This window comes from Bdellovibrionales bacterium, from assembly GCA_019750295.1.
GTDB lineage: Bacteria > Bdellovibrionota > Bdellovibrionia > Bdellovibrionales > JAGQZY01 > JAIEOS01.
Genome location: JAIEOS010000020.1, coordinates 22,483 through 40,382 on the forward strand (window position 1 = coordinate 22,483; position 17,900 = coordinate 40,382).

Genomic DNA, 17,900 nt, shown 5'->3' on the forward strand with positions numbered 1-17,900 from the left:
AATTATTCCGCAAGATTTTCGACGATCACAGCAACGCCTTCGCCGCCACCGATACAAAGGGTCGCTAAACCATACTTCTTATTGTGAGTTTTCAGGGCGTGAAGAAGTGTCGTAAGGACGCGTGCGCCCGAGCCACCGATTGGGTGACCTAAAGCAATCGCACCGCCATGCACGTTCACCTTTGATCGAGGAATGTTAAGGTCTTTCATCGCCGCCATGGTGACAACGGCAAAAGCTTCGTTGATTTCAAAGAGATCAATCTGCTCGACTTTGAGGTTCGCGGCTTCGCAGGCTTTACGAATGGCATTCACCGGAGCGGTCGTGAACCACTTTGGATCTTGAGCAAAAGTGCCTTGGCCGACAATTTTAGCGATGGGTTTTAAATTTTTACTTTTGACATATTTTTCAGAGGCGAGAACCACAGCGGCCGCTCCGTCGTTGATCTTTGAAGCATTGGCCGCTGTGATTGTACCGTCTTTGGCGAACGCTGGTTTAAGACCAGGGATCTTATCGTACTTCACCTTAGTGGGCTCTTCATCGGTATCGATAACGTTGGTTTTATCTTTAACAGTAATTTCTACCGGAGCGATTTCGTTTTTAAAGGCTCCGCTGGCCTGTGCTTTTGCGGCGAGCTCGTAGCTTTCTTTGGCGTACTTGTCTTGCTCTTCACGAGTGAACTTGTATTCTTTGACGCAAATTTCGGCGGCGTTACCCATATGAAAATTATTGTAGGGGTCCCACAGTCCATCTTTGATCATGGAGTCAGTCATCTGCACATTCCCCATGCGATATCCGGCGCGGGCGTTCTCCATCAGGTGAGGAGCGAGGGTCATATTCTCTTGTCCTCCAGCGACAACCACGTCGGCATATCCGAGTCGAATGCTATCGTTAGCCATCATCACGGTTTTTAAACCTGAACCGCAGACTTTATTGATCGTCATGCATGGGGCAGAGGTGGGGATTCCCGCACCGAGCGCTGCTTGGCGAGCGGGGGCCTGACCGACACCGGCGGTGAGAACTTGGCCAAAGATCACCTCTTGAACGTCCTCTGGCGGAACATGCGCCGCTTTCAGTGCGCTTTTAATTGCGGTGGATCCCAGTTGTGGTGCCGGAACTGAGCCTAAAACTCCTTGGAAACTTCCGATGGGTGTACGTTGTGCGCTTAAAATATAACTCTGATTCATAAAAACCCTCCCGTGATGAAAGAAACATGTGTAACAGGTAAAACTCCCTACGAAAAGACGCGAACAGGATGCGCAGTATAATGTGTGGTATATGCTATTGACTCTCTAGACGAGATGAATCAAAGCTACTTCATGGCTAAAAGTAAACCGAAAGCGAAAAAACCAGCAAAAGCGGCTAAACCCGCAAAACCTATTAAAAAAGCAGCAAAGTCCGCGACGCCCGTAGTGGCCAAAAAGCCTGTAAAACAGGATGTGAAGTCTGCTAAAAAAGTCGCCGCTAAAGCCACGCCAAAGAAAGCAGAGAAAAAGCCTGTTTCCAAGGCGGAGTCGAAAAAGTCCGACTCGAAAGGTGCCGCAGGAAAAGGCGATGGTAAATCGGTCGTTAAGTCGCTTAAAAGTTTAGTTTCGCAATTACTTCCGACTAAAAAAGGCGCGGCTGCTGTTGATTCCAAAGCAGATTCGAAGAAATCTGACGCCAAGGACACCAAGGGCGATGCCAAGTCCGCAAAGGCTTCCAAAGCGGATGCAAAAGCGGCAAAGACCAAAGGCAAAGTCGAAGAAGAAATCAAAGTTGAGGCGAAGCCTGTTGTTCAGCAAGAGCTGATTCTCACAGATGCCGAAGGTCGTCGACTTTGTAAGGTGAAAGATTGCGATCAGCCCGCTGTCGTTGAGGGGTACTGTCGTTATCATTATTTGTTTTTCTGGAAAAAAATCCAAAACCGTAAGAAGATTCTCTCCGAAGGAAAACTCGAGCAGTATATCGAAGAGTTGACAGCTCGTTATCCTTTGAAGTTTCTTGAACTCATCCGCAAGGATTTAAACACTGAGGCCGATTTCATGGGCGCGATCCAAGAGTTGGATATCGACGAAAATAGCAACCTCGACGAGTTTGAAGATGAGAATTTTATGGAAGAAGTTCGCGGCATGAGCGCCGGCGCTGCGGCTGGCGAAGGTACAGACCGCGTCGACGACGACTTTTAGTCGTCGTCGATAGTCCAAAGCCACCATCCCGAATTCCTGACAGCTCGCTTGAACCCTTACAAATTAATGCAGGGGATTTTCGTCTTCGGACGTCGATGCACCTTCATGGGCGCCTCGTAAAATTTCTTCGACGAAGTCTTTGTCGGCGTTTTCTACCTCTAGAGTATCTTCACCATAAACCAACTGTTTGTCGTATTGCTGAAGCAAAAGATCGGCTTCTTTTTCTAGATCTGCATTCACGGAAGTGTAGCGATAGTGGATCGGAGAGTTTTTGGTGTAGGGCTGCCATAACAACGGGAGTTCAATGAGGGGAACTTCTTCTTCCAGATGATCTTCCCAGATGATGCCTAAGGCGTCGGAGAGCTGTTGAATGACCTCTGTGGCTTTTTCTTTGTCGGGGTTGTAGGCGACGGAGACCTCAAAATTGTCCCGGCGAAGTTGGTTGGGAACCGCAAGTCCCACGCGCAAAACGATCTCGGTCGGGAAGATGGCTCCCTGGGCTTTAAATACGCCCTTTTGAAGATCATATTCGGCGAAAAATTCGTTAAAGACATCCTCGATCTGACGGGTCAGTTCTTCGGGAAACGTCGTCCATTTGGTGGAGGTTTTGAGTCGGGATTCCATGAGTCTCCTTATTGACTTCAATTTTGCAGTTGCTATAACTACGTAGATTATTTAGCGCAATTTGTCACGCCTCGCTAAGAAGGCGCCCTCAGTTTTAAGGAATTCGATGGAAAAAGGTGTATTTATTTCAACATACGGCTGTCAGATGAACGTCAATGACACCGAACGCATGTACTCTTTGTTGGAAATGCAGAATTACGTGCCTGTGGCGACACCAGAGCAGGCCGAACTGATCATCATCAATTCCTGCAGCGTGCGCGAGAAGCCCGTTCATAAGGTCTCCTCGGAAGTGGGTCGCTATCGCAAGATGAAGGACAAAAACCCGCGCTTAAAAATCGGCGTGGGCGGCTGCGTGGCCCAACAAGAAAAAAAGAATCTTCTCGATAAAGATAAAAACCATCTCATCGATTTCGTTTTTGGAACAGATGCCATTGATCTCCTACCTGACCTTGTCGAGCGCGCCTACAGTAGCGAAGAAAAGTTTGTCTCCGCTCGTTTCGAAAACTCAAAGCCTTATCAAATTGAAACTTTAGTGAGAAATCCTGGTGTTTCGACGTTTGTGAATATCACTAAGGGTTGTGATAACTTCTGCACGTTTTGCGTGGTGCCCTACACCCGTGGACGGGAGCGCAGTCGCAAACTTTCGGAGCTCATCTCGGATATCAATTCCTTAACGGCTCGCGGAGTGAAAGAAGTGACTCTGCTCGGTCAGAACGTCAATTCTTACAAATCCGAGTGCGGAGCAAATTTTGGTCAACTCCTCAAAACTGTAGCAACCGACACGGATATTTTGCGAATCCGTTACACGACGTCTCATCCCAAGGACTTCGATCAAGAGCTCGTGGATATTAGTGCTCAGTATCGCTCCAAGATCTGTGACTACATCCATCTGCCGGCTCAGTCTGGAAATTCTGAAGTCCTCGATCGTATGAATCGCGGGTATACACGCGAAGGCTACCTCAAAAAAGTTGAGATGATTCGCCAAGCGATTCCGGGAGTGACCCTGTCAACCGATATCATTGTTGGATTTCCTGGGGAAACCGAAGCGCAGTTTGAAGATACGATGACGATGATTCAACAGGTGCGATACGACAACATCTACGCTTTTAAATACAGCCCACGCCCGTTTACCAAGGCGGCGCAATGGCCTGATCATTTGTCAGACGAAGAAAAATCAGCGCGGCTCGACCGATTATTCAATGCGCAGAAACCCATTGCGCTTGAGCTTGCGGCCGAGTCCTCGGGCCAGGTGCTCGAAGTGCTCATCGAAGAAAACAACGAAGGGCGAGCCTTCGGTCGGACCACTCACAACCGCCCGGTGAAATTTGATATTCAGAACCACAAAGTCGGTGATCTTGTAAATGTGAAAATCGGGAAGGCTCGACCGGTTTTAATGGAGGGCGAACTTGTCTAAATCTAAAAAAATTATGGCTCCTATTTTTTGTGAACATGAGTGGATGGAACTTCATCCTAAGGGTTTAGTCTTTGAAGGTTCTCATTTTGTCTTCCTGTTGGAGAACGCCAAGGAGCAAGTGGTTCTGCCTTTGAGATATCCTATTCAGGCCGTAGAATTGTTGGGCGCGGTCCATATGCAATCTTTGTGGAAGCGTTCATTGACTTTTTTGCGCAACGAAATTCTTGGAGACGAAAAGATTGAGTTTAAGCGCTGTGTGTTTTCTCGGCAGGTGGGTGGCCAACATATCGTGAAACTTTTCTATGTTCGAAATGGCGAGAGTCGCTTTATTGAAAAAGATTTAGAGCACGTATTAGGGGTCGCTATCGAGGCGGAATTGCCTTTTTATGCCACAAGATCGTATATACAGGAGACCAAGGTTTCTGGAGCCGAAGATCAAAAAAATCATTCGATTTTAATGAATCAACAGTGGACAGAAAGCTCGCAAAAGTATTTAATGTGACATGGCTCACCTCATTCAACTCGACGGTAAGGAAATTATCATTTCCCCGAGTTCATTCCTAGCCAGCACTGCCCAAATTATTGGAGATGTAGAGATCGGCGACAACAGTTCGATCTGGTACGGAGTTGTTCTTCGCGGGGATGTTTTTCCCATCAAAATCGGAAAAGAAAGTAACATTCAAGACAACACTGCGGTCCACGGCACTTACAAAAAGTGCGGGACACGCGTGCATGATCGCGTAACGGTTGGTCACTCGGCCATCCTTCACGGGTGTGAGCTGCATGACGAAAGTTTTATCGGTATGGGTGCCATTGTTATGGATATGTGCGAAGTCGCTCCCCGCACCATGATCGGAGCCGGCGCTCTCCTCACCGAGAACACAAAAACCAAAGAGGGATGGCTTTATTTGGGTCGACCGGCCAAGGCCATTCGCCCGCTCACTCCCGAAGAGCTCGCTTTTCTTCCTCAATCCTCAAAAAACTACATGCTCTATAAATCCTGGTACACCACCGCAAAGGAGTCTAAATCATGATGCACTTTGAAGACACCGCTCTCACTTATGATGATCTTCTGCTAGTTCCTCAGTTTTCGGAAGTGGTTCCGAGTGAAGTTCAAACGCGAAGCTTTTTCGCTCGAAATGTATATCTGAACACTCCGGTGATTTCGGCGGCGATGGACACCGTGACCGAGCACAAAATGGCGCGAGTTCTGGCGCAACTGGGTGGTTTAGGATTTATTCATAAAAATATGACCATCGAAGAGCAGGCCTTCGAAGTCGAAAAGGTCAAAAAGTACGAAAGCGGAATGATCACGGATCCGATCGTCCTTGCTCCTGATCTTCCGGTGAGTCGCGCTTTAGAAGTCATGCAGAAGTACGGCATCAGTGGAGTGCCGATTGTTGTGAATAAAAAACTGGTGGGGATTCTCACCAATCGCGATTTGCGTTTTGAAAAAAATCTCAGTCAGCCCATCTCAAATTTAATGACCAAAGAAGGTCTAGTGACTGCGCCACAAGGAATTACTCTTCAAGAGGCGAAAACGATTTTACAAAAACATCGCATCGAAAAACTCCCGGTGACAAGTCCCAACGGAGATCTTGCCGGTCTCATCACAATTAAAGATATCGAAAAATCCAGTGCCTTTCCTCAAGCGACTAAAGATTCCAAAGGTCGCCTATTGGTGGGAGCCGCTGTAGGCATTGATGCGACCTCTCGGGATCGCATTGCGGCTCTTGCGGCTCAAGGCGTGGACGTGATCGCAGTGGACACGGCCCACGGTCATTCGAAGAATGTTCTAACGATGGTCGATTGGGTGGCTTCGAACTATCCCGACATTATTTTGGTCGCGGGCAATGTGGTCACTCCCGAAGCCACCGAGGAATTATTTAAACGTAAAACCGATGTGGTGAAGGTCGGAGTGGGTCCTGGAAGTATCTGTACCACTCGTGTTGTGGCGGGAGTAGGGATGCCTCAAGCGTCTGCCGTTCGTGATTGCGCTCTCGTCGCTAAAAAAATGAAAAAGACCATTATTGCTGATGGTGGGATTAAGTACTCTGGAGATGTGGCCAAGGCCTTAGCCTTGGGTGCAAACTCCGTCATGATCGGAAATCTTTTAGCTGGCGCCGATGAGAGTCCCGGTGAGATGGTGATCTATCAGGGTCGTACCTATAAAACCTATCGGGGCATGGGAAGTCTCGGAGCCATGAAGAAAGGCTCTCGGGATCGTTACTTCCAAGCCGATGTAGAAGATGGCGATAAATTAGTTCCAGAAGGAATCGAAGGACGCGTTCCTTACCGAGGATCGACCAGTGGAATTGTTCATCAACTAGTGGGCGGTGTACGCTCAGGTATGGGTTACGTCGGAGCCGCGAGCATCGAGGCATTACAAGAGCGTGCTAAATTTGTTCGTATCAGTACTCAGGCTTATAAAGAATCCCATGTTCATGATGTGGCGATCACTAAAGAAGCCCCAAATTATAGATTAGAGTAGGAGATCTAGCCGTGACAGGTGGTTTTGTAATTTTAGATTTTGGTTCGCAAGTGACACAATTGATCGCGCGTCGTTTGCGCGAGTTTCAAGTGTTTTCAGAAATCGTTCCGTTTGATATTTCTTTAGAAGAGCTACAGAAGAAAAAGCCTGGCGGAATTATTTTAAGTGGTGGACCTCAATCCGTGAATGACAAAAAAGCGCCTTTGCGAGACGTAAAACCGCTGATGGAACTCGCTCCACTTTTAGGAATTTGTTACGGCATGCAGCTCATGGCCAAAAGCTTAGGCGGTATCGTTGAGACAGCCAAAGTGCGGGAGTACGGTTTAAAAACAGTTCATTGGAAAACCGCCATCGCCCCAACGGTCCCGAAAGATCAAACGGTATGGATGAGCCACGGCGATGTGGTGAAAGTTCCGCCTCCTGGATTTGAAATTGTCGCGCATTCCGATAACAATCATCCCGCGGCAATGATATCGAAATCTTGTATGGCCGTGCAGTTTCATCCCGAAGTGTCTCACACTCAGCACGGGGCCGATCTGCTGAAGCATTTTGTATTTGAGCTTTGTAAAGCCAAACCTAACTGGAAAGCGCCGGGCATCGTCGAGCAGATCAAGCAAGACATGCTTAAAAAAGTAGGACCCAACGAACATATTCTTTGCGCCTTGAGCGGCGGTGTGGATTCGACGGTGGTGGCTACACTTTGCACGCAAACGTTTGGTTCGGATCGCGTTCATTGTGTTTTCGTCAATAATGGTTTGCTTCGGAAGAATGAATTCGAAGAGGTGATGGCCCGTTACGAAAAATTAGGCCTTAACGTTATTGGCGTCGACGAATCGAAAACCTTTATGAAAGCTTTAAAAGGTCTGACCGATCCCGAGCAAAAGCGGAAGGCCATCGGTCGCACATTTATCGAAGTCTTCGACGAGAATATTAAAAAACAAAAACTCAAGTGCCAGTGGCTCGCCCAAGGGACCTTATATCCAGACGTGATCGAAAGTATTTCTCTTCGCGGAGAAAACGTGACGATTAAATCTCACCACAACGTCGGTGGTTTGCCAGAGAAAATGAATTTAAAATTACTAGAGCCGCTCCGTGAATTGTTTAAGGATGAAGTGCGCGCCATCGGTCGTGAGCTCGACATCCCCAAAGAAAGTTTAGAACGCCATCCGTTTCCAGGACCGGGACTGTCGATTCGAATTTTAGGAGAAATCACCGAAGCCGATCTCGAAACCATGCGTGATTGCGACGACATTTTTATCAACGAACTTAAGATGTCGGGTCTCTACGATAAAACCTGGCAGGCCTTTTGCGTTCTCCTTCCCGTGAACACCGTGGGAGTTCAGGGTGATGCACGAACTTACGGTAAAGTCCTCGCACTCCGCTCTGTCACATCAGTGGATGGAATGACGGCCGATTGGACGCAGCTCCCTTTTGATTTCCTGCAAAGAGTTTCTAATCGCATCACCAACGAGGTTCACGCTGTGAACCGCGTGGTCTACGATATCACCAGTAAGCCTCCAGGCACCATCGAGTGGGAGTAGAGCCTGTTGCTCGTCCGGTCAAATGAGTGGCGAGTGAAAGTGTTTGAGCGAGATAAGAGTAACATAATAATTCTTTTTTTAAGCGGAACTTGACCGACTCTCACTTAAAAAAAATGAACAGGAATTCCATTCCTAGCGGAATCAAATTAAATCCAGTGAAGTGAGTGGCTTGGAGGAGCTGGTGTCTACCAGCGGGCGAAGACGTAGTAGGCGATCGGGAATAATAAAACGTAAGCCGCTAAATTAAGAGTCGCTAGGAATTTAATGCGGTTGCCGCGGTCTTTGTAGGTGAGTTTGCGGGTGCGGCCGTCGATGGGTTCAAAGATCAAGTAGAGTCCGTAAACGAGGATCAAGCCTTCGTATCTACGAGTGCTCACATAACTAAAACCGGCGCGGAGAATGAAATACCCGAGAATCGAAAACAACACTCCGGTGATCATATTAAAAATTTCCATGGCAACGAGAGCTTGAGGGCTCGACGGTGGAAGCTGAATTTCTGTACCCATGTCTCTAGTGTGTTCCCCTTCTCAAGGAAAAGCGAGCTCTCTCGACAAATAGCCTGATATTTAAGCAAAGCTTTAAGTATTTAGGTGCCTTGCGCTGCGAAGATAAGACCTGCAGGGGATGTAAAATTGTGATAGTTTACTTCCCGTGTCTTTCGTTCATTTACACGTCCATTCTCAATACTCGCTTCTCGAAGCCTCCTGCATTCCTAATAAAATAGCGGAGCAGGCCGCGGCGTTTGGCATGCCCGCGGTGGCCATGACCGATAATGGAAATATGTTTGGAGCGATTGAGTTTTATTTCGCTTGTAAGAAGGCGGGGATAAAACCGATCGTGGGCATGGACGCTTATTTAGCGCCGGGGTCGCGATTGGCCAAGGAGGGCGGAAAGCCGTCCCACACACGTATCGTGCTTTTGGCTCAATCTTACCAAGGCTATCAGAATCTGTGTCGTTTGAGTTCTATCGGGTATCAAGAGGGTTTTTATTATAAACCTCGCATTGATTACGATCTCTTAAAGCAATACTCCGGAGACATCATCGCCTTGACCGGCGGGCAGTTTGGAGATGTTCCGTTAGCTCTTATTAAGTCGGGGGAAGAGCTTGCTTTAGAAAAGCTTAAAAACTTAAAGGAGATTTTTAACGATCGCCTTTATCTTGAATCTTGCCGAATGAATATGCCCGATTGGGATCGGGTGAACGACTTCTACAAATCGGCCTCCAAAACTTTAGATATCCCGCGAGTGGCGGCCAATGATGTTCATTATCTCAAAAAAGAAGATCAGATCGCTCAAGAGGTTTTGATTTGCATAGGAAGCAACAAAACACTTCATGATGAATCTCGTTTTCGCTTAGGTAGTGATGAGTTCTATCTCAAGTCTTCCGATCAGATGCGAAATCTCTTTAAGGATGAGCCTGAACTTTGTGATCGCACATTAGAAATCGCCGATCGGTGTAAGCTGGAATTCAAACTGAAAGATGAAAAAGGGAAAGCCCTTTACTTTCTTCCTTCCTACAAGACGGAGCCCGGAGTCACTCTTAAAGAAGAAGTGATTCGCCTCACTCACGAAGGTCTCAAGGACCGGTTTGGGGAAGCGGAACGTCGGGGTGAAGCGGTCGCCGAAACCGATAAACCCAAGTACTATGATCGTTTAACCTACGAAATTAATGTGATCGAGAACATGGGCTTCTTAGGTTACTTTATGATCGTCCAAGATTTTATCAACTGGGCGAAGACGCATGATATTCCCGTGGGCCCTGGACGGGGATCGGGAGCGGGATCTCTTGTCGCTTACACTTTAAAAATTACCGATCTCGATCCGGTGAGATACAGTCTGATCTTCGAGCGATTCTTGAATCCTGAGCGTGTGAGCATGCCGGATTTTGATATCGATTTTTGCCAAGAGCGCCGCGGGGACGTGATTAAATACGTGACCGACAAGTACGGCTTTGAGAGTGTGTCCCAAATCATTACCTACGGTAAACTCCAAGCGCGGGCCGCGATTCGCGATGTGGGTCGAGTTTTGGGAATGACGTATGCTGATGTGGACGTGATCTCGAAATTGATGCCCGACAAATTGGGTCTCACTTTAGAAGAGGCACTTAAACTCGAGCCTCGGCTCGGGGAGTCGATGGACGCTGATCCGCAGGTGCGCACCCTGATGGATCTCGCTATGAAAGTGGAGGGCTTAGTTCGCCACGCCGGGATTCACGCCGCCGGAGTTGTGATTGCCGACGGACCTTTGGTCTCCCACGCACCGCTTTATCGAGGCGCGGACGGGGAGAGCGTCCTTCAGTACGACATGAAGCACGCCGAGAAGATCGGTTTGATCAAGTTCGACTTTTTAGGTTTAAAAACTCTGACTCACATTAAAGATGCGTTAAAGCTCATCGAGAAAAACCGTGGGAAGACCATTCTTCCGCAGGAAATTCCTCTGAGTGATCCCAAAATTTACGAAGTGATGTCCGCGGGAGATTCCGCGGGAGTGTTCCAGTTTGAAGGTGACGGGATCACCGATGCGCTTAAAAAAATTAAGCCATCAAGTTTTGAAGACATCATGGCGATCAATGCTCTCTATCGCCCAGGTCCGATGGATATGATTCCGGAGTACACTCAACGGAAGCATGGACTTTCGAAGGTGAATTATCTGTTTCCAGAACTTGAAGAAGTTCTTAATGAAACTTACGGAATTATTATTTATCAAGAGCAAGTTCAGCTCATTGCCTCCAAAATTGCATCTTATTCTTTAGGTGAAGCCGATCTCCTTCGTCGCGCCATGGGAAAAAAGATCGCTGAGGAAATGAATCAGCAGCGCTCTCGTTTTGTCGATGGGGCTGTTAAAAACGGTTTTGATCAAAAGAAATCCGAAGAGCTCTTCGAGTTAATGGCCGAGTTTGCCAACTACGGATTTAACAAATCTCACTCGGCGGCCTACTGCGTGATCGCCGCGCAAACCGCCTGGATTAAACACTATTATCCAGTTGAGTTCTTCGCTGCGCTGTTAAGTACGGAGATGTCCGATACGGATAAAATCGTTAAGTACACGCGCGAAGCTCGTCGCCGCGGAACCGAAATTAAACCTCCGCACATCAGTTACTCGGATTATAAATTCACCGTGAAGGGTGATGTGATCTACTACAGTCTAGGAGCGATCAAGGGCGTCGGCGAAGCCGCAGTTCAATCGATCGTAGAGACACGAGAAGGTTTGCCGGGGAAAAAGTTTGAAAGCCTAGAGCAGTTTTTCGAAACCGTGGATCTCCGGCGCGTGAATAAAAAAGTGATCGAATGTCTCATTAAGGCGGGCGCTCTCGATGGTTTTGGTTATCACCGCGCTCAGATCTATCAAGAGTACGAACGCATTCTTGATGCCGCGGAAGTTTCTCGTCGCGACCGCGAAGTGGGACAAGAGTCTCTCTTTGCGATGATGGAAGAGAGCTCGTCAAGCTCAAGCAAGATTGTGCTTCCGGCAGTGACTCCGTGGGCTGACCTGGCACAGCTCAGTTTCGAAAAAGAAGTGTTAGGATTTTATCTCAGTGGACATCCCTTGCAGGGCTATGCCGCACTGGCCGCCATTTGGTCTGATTGCGAAATCAAAAATCTGAAAGATCGGCCGGCAAAAAAGAAAGTGCGACTTTTTGGAATGGTGGCCTCTCATCGAGAGATCATCACAAAAAAAGGGACGCGGATGGCGTTTTTGCAGTTTGAAGACCTCACTGCGCAGGTGGAGTTGATCGTCTTTCCGGATGTGTACGCGAATGCCGAAGCGCTCATTAAAATGGATCTTCCGATTTTACTCACAGGCACTCTAGAAAAAGACGGGGACACGGTCAAAATCATTGCCGAGAAATTGGAAATGACCGGTAACCTTTTAAAAAAGGTCCAAAAGATGACTCTCAAGATCGACGAGAGCATCGAGTCCAAACTCCCCACTCTGCACGCGAAGTTCAAAGAACATCCCGGGGACACTAGACTTTCGTTGGAGATGATACTTAAAGGTTTAGATAAAACGATCGTATTAGATATATTGGAACCTAAGGGAGTTGCACTTTCTGATGAATTCTTCCAAAACATCAAAAATGAAGTGGGGCATACTGATTTTATTCAGTTGCATCTCTAAATTCGCCGTAGCGAATCCTTCGCTGATTTCATCGAATCCCTCAGAAACTCGAAAAGCCACGCTGACGCAGAACCTTGAAAAAACTCAAGCCTCACCGAAAGGCAACAAAGCCAAGCCTCTCGTTCTTCCGCTGATGACCTTCTTTGATTCGGAAAAGGGAGAGGTCTATAACTGGTGGGCCGAGAATCAATCCACCGGCCGAATGAATCAGCTCTCTCAATGGGTTTTAAAAAATATGCCCGTGGCGGAAGCGCCCGTGAGTTTTGCACCGGTGCTCACAAGTCAGGTGAGTTTACCGGAATCTTACAAGAAAACAGAACTGACGCGCACACAAATGGTGGAGCTCGCAAAAGCGTTTCGTGCCCCTTACATTGTCACCGGAGATATTGTGGTGTCGAAGAGTCCCATTGTTCAAGGGGGCACTCGCATGAAGGTCCATCTGGAAATTTTTTCGGCTCACAACGGGGTTCGGGTCCACGAGGTTCTTCGAATTTCGGAACTGCCGGCCCATATGCTCGTTCCGCGCAATCAAGATATGGTAAATACGTCGAAACATATTCTCATCGACTCATTTACGGCGATGGGTGAGGGCTTGCAGCAGAAGCAGGCGGAAACAGCGTGGATCGACATTGTTGTGAATGGTCCCATGAGCCACGCACAGCTTCAGCGATTAAAATATATCTTAAAAACAAATGTTGCGGGGATGAGATCCATGTACGAAAAGGTCCACGCTCCGGAGCAGGTGGTTTGGAACGTGGACTACGATGGTCCCGGGGCCAAAGGGCTGAGTTCCGCACTGGCGCATATTGCTCCTGAGGAATTCTTTATTCAGGTCGCTCAGTCTGATGCGGGACAAGTTCTCCTCGATGTTAAAGTAAAACCTAAATAGTTTTGGCTTTAATGAGAGCGGTAAAGATTCCCCGTTCTTTTGTCCTGTTATCTCCGCCTGCGGTTGGTGGATCTCCGACCTCCATTTACAATAAATAAATATGAAATACTCTTGGTTGCCTCTATCCATCTTATCTGTATTTTTAATTCAGTGTGCCTCCATTCAGACAAAAAACAGAGGAGCTCTCGGAGATCCAAAGAGTTCGAATGTGAAAACCAAGCAGGAAATGTTTTCGGCGCGCCCGGGGTCGGAACTTCGTAAGCGAATTATCGTGCTCCCTTTTTTAAATCATTCCGCCTACGACAACGACACTTTGCTTCAGGATGCGCGCGATCGGTTTATTGATGAGGTCAAACGCACCGATGACGTTATCGTGCTGGACTGGAAATCTCTCGGCATCCATCAGCTCTCCGAGTATCGCGATGGGAATAATTATAAAATAACAGACCTCGTAAAGAAACTTCGCTCTTCCGGTGTTCATGCCATCGTCGAAGGCACCATCAAAGATTTACGCACGGGAAAAAAGGGCGACTCCATCGGAGTTTTTCGCAGAGTGCAGGCGGATGTCAAAGCCATGGTTGAGCTCAAAGTCTATTCGGTTCGGAGCGGAAAAGTGATGGCTTCGGAGGAGCGCCAGGCGGACGCTTCAGAATCTTACACTCGCGTCGCCGAAAAATCTTTCACAGATAAAGAGCTCCGCGACAATCCCGAATCCGTGAGATTTGTTGTCTATCTTGCCTTTGAAAAGACCGTGCCGGTCCTTATTGACTCCCTCAAGAAATTCTCTTGGGAGGGGCGAGTGGCTTTAGTGAAGGGCGAAAAAGTGTATCTCAACGCAGGTCGCCTCTCTGGGTTACAGGTGGGAGATCTGTTGCGCATTGTAGAGCCTCAAGAAGAAGTTTTCGATCCCGAAACAAGTCAGTTTATCGGGCAGATCAAGGGGCGAATGAAGGGCACGGTGGAAGTGACAAATTACTTCGGCACCGATGGCGCAGTGACACAAATTCATTCGGGATCGGGATTTAAGGAAAACGACCTCGTCGAATTTTACTAGGCGGACGTCGTCACTTTCAGCCTAAAATAACGACTTAGAAATTCTCACAACATCCTATCAGATATGTTAATGACCGAGACATGATTTGCCTCTTTTGGCCCTGTAATTATTCTCTTGAAAGGCCTGGCATTCCTCATTATTCTCGTCCAGATACTAAGAACAGCATTGTGAATTTTTACTCAGTCGAAAGGTGATTTATGGTCTTCGAATCCATTGGCAAACACGGAAATCACGAGGAAATCGTTTACTGTCACGATAAAGATGTCGGTCTAAAGGCGATCATCGCGATCCACAACACGACACTGGGCCCAGCTCTCGGCGGCACAAGAATGTGGAATTATAAAACTGAACAAGATGCGTTAATTGACGTGTTACGTTTATCTGAGGGCATGACCAACAAAGCATCCGCGGCAGGGCTTAACCTTGGCGGTGGAAAAGCGGTGATTATCGGAAACCCAAAAACCGATAAGACCGAAGGAATGTTTCGTGCGTTTGGTCAATTCATCAATGCCTTAAATGGACGCTACATCACTGCCGAAGACGTGGGCACAACAGTAAAAGATATGGAGTATATTTATAACGAAACTCCTTGGGTCACTGGAATTCCGAAAAGTTTAGGGGGATCGGGCGATCCTTCACCGTATACCGCTCACGGCGTTCTTATGGCGATCAAGGCGAGTTGTAAAGAGAAGCTCCATGCCGATAGCCTTCGTGGTGTTCGTATTGCCGTTCAAGGCTTAGGAAACGTGGGCTCTCACCTTGTGAAATATCTTAAAGACGAAGGGGCCGAACTGACGATTGCGGATATCGATGAGCAAAAGGCAAAAATCGTGGCTCAACAATTTGGGGCCACTTTGGTGGGCCCCGATGACATTATTAAAACCGAGTGCGAAGTCTTCGCACCGTGCGCCCTTGGCGCGGTGATCAATGATCAATCTCTAGAACAACTTCGCTGTAAAATTGTGTCGGGAGGAGCGAACAATCAGCTCGCAGAAACTCGGCACGGCGTCGCGCTTAAGGAAATGGGTATTTTATATGCTCCGGACTTTGTCGCTAACGCTGGCGGATTGATGAATGTTTTTGTGGAGCTTGAAGGCTACTCTGTGGACCGCGCTCTCGAAAAAACGACACGCATTTTTGATAGCATGTTGGAGATTTTCGAAATCGCGAAGAACGAAAATATTCCAACGAATGAAGCAGCCGTTCGCTTGTCGCGCGCGCGCATCGAGACGATGGCTGGCCTTAAACGTAAACATTTGGGTAAGACGTCTCGTCTTTACACTAATTTAAGAGAGGTTAATCTCCGATGAGCGAGCAACTCAGTCATTACGTCCAAAAGTCCGCAGTTCCTTTGATGATCCTGTTAGTGGTTATTGCCGCAGGCGGGATTGGATTTCATTTTATGAATTCCAAAAAGAGTGAGAAGGCCGAAAAGCTGGGGAGTGAGCTCTTTACGATTCGTAAAGAATATCGAACCGCCACAGAGGAATTAGCGAAAACCCTTCCAAAGCCTCAAGAAGGAAAACCGCAGCTTGAGGCTCCTAAGCCCAAAAAAGCAGACGCACAAAAGGCTTATTCGGCTCTTGTGGAAAAGCTGGATGGATTCGTAAAAGCCAACCAGGGAACTCTTGTTGCCGTTGAAGGCGGTCTTCTTGCGGCGGAAATGGCTCAGAGTTATGATGACTGGAACAAAGGAGCTGAAATCTTAAACTCGAGCCTTAAAGATTTTAACGACAAAGGCAACTTTCTCTATGGCACGGCCTACTCTGAGCTCGGTCATTTTTATGCAAAGCTGGATAAGTGCAACGAAGCCACTCAAGCCTGGGAAAAAGCGATGGGCAGTGAGCCTGTGGCATTTTTAAAGCCACAACTTCGTTTAAAATTAGGAGTCTGCTTCGAAAAGCTCAGTCAGTGGGATCGCGCCGAGAAAATGTATCAGGATATCATCAACGAGACTCCTGCCACGTTAACGGCTCGAACTGCGAAGAAGTTTTTATTCAATCTCAAACTGACAAAGGCTAAAGCTTCGAATGAATCTAAAAATGCTCAGAACAATTAACGGATTCTTCTTGCTCCTCCCATTATTGATGGGAGGCTGTGCCCACCGGACCAATACAAATCCTGACAAAGTAAGGCTTGAGCGATCTTGGTCGCGCTCCACGGTCAACGACAAGTACATGGGATTTACAGATCCTGCGACCATCTCCCCTTTGATCTATAAAGACGTCGTGATCTCTGGAAACGGCACCGATGCCATCATGGGATTTAATAAAAAGACCGGAAACGAAATTTGGCGCATTCCCTTAAAGAACGGAGCGGAGGGTGCATTTATCGACGAAAAAGGCTTTCTTTATTTTGGTTCAAACAACGGTTTGTTCTATCAAGTCCAAGCTGAAACTGGTCAAGTGGTCTGGAGTTACCCCATCTTCTCAGAGTCGACAGGGGCACCTTTAGTCAAAGGAACCTATGTCTTTCATTTAGCGATGAATGGTTCTCTCTATGCCCTCGAGAGTGATTCGGGTCGGGCCATATGGATTAAGTCTCGGCCTCCTCGAGATCCGATCTCTATTCGCGGATCAACTCAGCCTCTCTTTGAGGATGGAAGAGTGTACGTGGGTTATAGCGATGGCTACTTTGTGGCTTACAATGCGACCGATGGGACAAAACTCTGGGAAAAGAGAATGTCCGATAATAAAAAATTTAACGACGTGGATGCGCGTCCTGCAACAACGTCCAAATGCGTGATTGTTGCTAATGCCATCGATTCCATCTCTTGCCTGGATAAAATCACAGGAAATACCCTGTGGCAGTCGGCAGAAGGGGGGAGCTCTCAAGCGGTGCTCGTTGTTAACAATACAGTGATTTACTCCACAGATAATTCCGTGGTCATGTTGGATTCAGATTCGGGTCGACTTAAAAAGAAATATGCCATTGATAAAAAGTACGGAAACATTACCGCTCCCGTGGCTTTGGAGAAATGGGTTTTTGTCGGGACGGGCGAGGGGCCTATCCTAGTGATTGATACGCAGACTCATCGGATCATTGAAACATTTTCCACGGGTCGCGGGATTTCGGCTCCGATGACCTATGATGAGTCCACTCGCAGTTTCTATGTGACGTCCAATCAAGGAAATATTTATCGACTGTTATTTAAATCAAAACCCGAAAAAGTAGCGGCGATCAAATCATCTAAAAAGAGTATAAAAAAATGATTCAAAAATATTTAGTTTTTTTCGCTTTAGTGTTTGCGGTGGGATGTACCACGGGACAATGTCGCCGCGACGGCAGTCCCGTATTGGCCAAAGAGGAAGGTAAGACGTTGTCGGAGCAGGAAATGGCGAATGAGGTGGTCTTGGTTTCGAAATCCGACGGAAGTCTCCAGTGTGGTTATAAAATTGGTGTGACCATCGAGGCGATGAGCCAAGAGCTCAAAGGCCTACAGATTCTCAAATCTGAAAAACGCAACGATGGGCTCGTGCGCATCCAAAGTTGTGGAGCTCCCACCGGTATGCTCAATGTTTATCACATCTATCGAAAAGATGTAAAAACCGCTCTCAAGCTCGGTTACAAAGTCATAGACACCGCAAAGTAATTCCAGCCATA

At 47.5% G+C, this 17,900-nt stretch carries 16 protein-coding genes; 13 read left to right on the forward strand and 3 right to left on the reverse strand.

Translation table 11 applies throughout. The features are described 5' to 3' along the window. Nucleotides 1–2: 2 nt before the first annotated feature. Nucleotides 3–1,184 carry an acetyl-CoA C-acetyltransferase gene (locus K2Q26_05280; protein MBY0314908.1) on the reverse strand — a complete coding sequence of 394 codons (1,182 nt, stop codon included), beginning with the start codon at nucleotides 1,182–1,184 and terminating at the stop codon, nucleotides 3–5. Between the two features lie 132 nt (nucleotides 1,185–1,316). Between K2Q26_05280 and K2Q26_05285 the strand changes: the two genes are divergently transcribed. Then, nucleotides 1,317–2,165 carry a hypothetical protein gene (locus tag K2Q26_05285; protein ID MBY0314909.1) on the forward strand — a complete coding sequence of 283 codons (849 nt, stop codon included), beginning with the start codon at nucleotides 1,317–1,319 and terminating at the stop codon, nucleotides 2,163–2,165. Nucleotides 2,166–2,228: 63 nt separating this feature from the next. Here the strand turns inward: K2Q26_05285 and K2Q26_05290 are convergent, their stop codons facing one another. After that, nucleotides 2,229–2,789: a hypothetical protein gene (locus K2Q26_05290; protein MBY0314910.1), complete on the reverse strand. Its 561-nt coding sequence runs from the start codon at nucleotides 2,787–2,789 to the stop codon at nucleotides 2,229–2,231. 106 nt (nucleotides 2,790–2,895) lie between these two features. On the opposite strand from K2Q26_05290, the gene miaB reads away from it, so the two are divergent. From miaB to guaA, 5 genes are read left to right on the forward strand one after another with little or no spacing between them, the layout of a single operon-like run. Next, the gene (gene miaB / locus K2Q26_05295) at nucleotides 2,896–4,203 is read left to right on the forward strand and encodes a tRNA (N6-isopentenyl adenosine(37)-C2)-methylthiotransferase MiaB (protein ID MBY0314911.1); all 1,308 of its coding nucleotides are present in this window, start codon (nucleotides 2,896–2,898) and stop codon (nucleotides 4,201–4,203) included. After that, nucleotides 4,196–4,705, forward strand: a complete 510-nt coding sequence (locus tag K2Q26_05300) for a hypothetical protein (GenBank protein MBY0314912.1) — start codon at nucleotides 4,196–4,198, stop codon at nucleotides 4,703–4,705. The genes miaB and K2Q26_05300 overlap by 8 nt, the downstream gene beginning before the upstream one ends. Nucleotide 4,706: 1 nt before the next feature. Next, nucleotides 4,707–5,237, forward strand: coding sequence for a gamma carbonic anhydrase family protein (locus K2Q26_05305; protein MBY0314913.1), 531 nt, complete (start codon nucleotides 4,707–4,709; stop codon nucleotides 5,235–5,237). After that, a complete protein-coding gene (gene guaB / locus K2Q26_05310; protein MBY0314914.1) occupies nucleotides 5,234–6,694 on the forward strand; it encodes an IMP dehydrogenase in 1,461 nt (486 codons plus the stop codon). The genes K2Q26_05305 and guaB overlap by 4 nt, the downstream gene beginning before the upstream one ends. An 11-nt stretch (nucleotides 6,695–6,705) precedes the next feature. Further along, on the forward strand, nucleotides 6,706–8,235 hold the full coding sequence (gene guaA / locus K2Q26_05315; protein ID MBY0314915.1) for a glutamine-hydrolyzing GMP synthase: 1,530 nt from the start codon (nucleotides 6,706–6,708) through the stop codon (nucleotides 8,233–8,235). 185 nt (nucleotides 8,236–8,420) lie between these two features. On the opposite strand, the gene K2Q26_05320 is transcribed toward guaA, so the two are convergent. Beyond that, on the reverse strand, nucleotides 8,421–8,741 hold the full coding sequence (locus K2Q26_05320; protein ID MBY0314916.1) for a hypothetical protein: 321 nt from the start codon (nucleotides 8,739–8,741) through the stop codon (nucleotides 8,421–8,423). Between the two features lie 145 nt (nucleotides 8,742–8,886). Between K2Q26_05320 and dnaE the strand changes: the two genes are divergently transcribed. The 7 genes from dnaE to K2Q26_05355 all read left to right on the forward strand — a co-directional run bounded on the left by dnaE (nucleotide 8,887) and on the right by K2Q26_05355 (nucleotide 17,889). After that, entirely contained in the window at nucleotides 8,887–12,354 is a 3,468-nt protein-coding gene (gene dnaE, locus K2Q26_05325) for a DNA polymerase III subunit alpha (protein MBY0314917.1), read from the forward strand. Next, the gene (locus K2Q26_05330; protein ID MBY0314918.1) at nucleotides 12,290–13,243 is read left to right on the forward strand and encodes a hypothetical protein; all 954 of its coding nucleotides are present in this window, start codon (nucleotides 12,290–12,292) and stop codon (nucleotides 13,241–13,243) included. The genes dnaE and K2Q26_05330 overlap by 65 nt, the downstream gene beginning before the upstream one ends. Before the next feature lie 208 nt (nucleotides 13,244–13,451). Then, nucleotides 13,452–14,297 (forward strand): hypothetical protein, encoded by an 846-nt coding sequence (locus K2Q26_05335; protein ID MBY0314919.1) that lies wholly within the window; start codon nucleotides 13,452–13,454, stop codon nucleotides 14,295–14,297. A 197-nt stretch (nucleotides 14,298–14,494) separates the two neighbouring features. Further along, nucleotides 14,495–15,607: a leucine dehydrogenase gene (locus K2Q26_05340; protein MBY0314920.1), complete on the forward strand. Its 1,113-nt coding sequence runs from the start codon at nucleotides 14,495–14,497 to the stop codon at nucleotides 15,605–15,607. Then, nucleotides 15,604–16,356 carry a hypothetical protein gene (locus K2Q26_05345; GenBank protein MBY0314921.1) on the forward strand — a complete coding sequence of 251 codons (753 nt, stop codon included), beginning with the start codon at nucleotides 15,604–15,606 and terminating at the stop codon, nucleotides 16,354–16,356. The genes K2Q26_05340 and K2Q26_05345 overlap by 4 nt, the downstream gene beginning before the upstream one ends. Then, a complete protein-coding gene (locus K2Q26_05350) occupies nucleotides 16,340–17,509 on the forward strand; it encodes a PQQ-binding-like beta-propeller repeat protein (protein ID MBY0314922.1) in 1,170 nt (389 codons plus the stop codon). Before K2Q26_05345 ends, K2Q26_05350 begins: the two co-directional genes overlap by 17 nt. Continuing rightward, nucleotides 17,506–17,889, forward strand: a complete 384-nt coding sequence (locus K2Q26_05355) for a hypothetical protein (GenBank protein MBY0314923.1) — start codon at nucleotides 17,506–17,508, stop codon at nucleotides 17,887–17,889. The genes K2Q26_05350 and K2Q26_05355 overlap by 4 nt, the downstream gene beginning before the upstream one ends. Nucleotides 17,890–17,900: the final 11 nt, after the last annotated feature.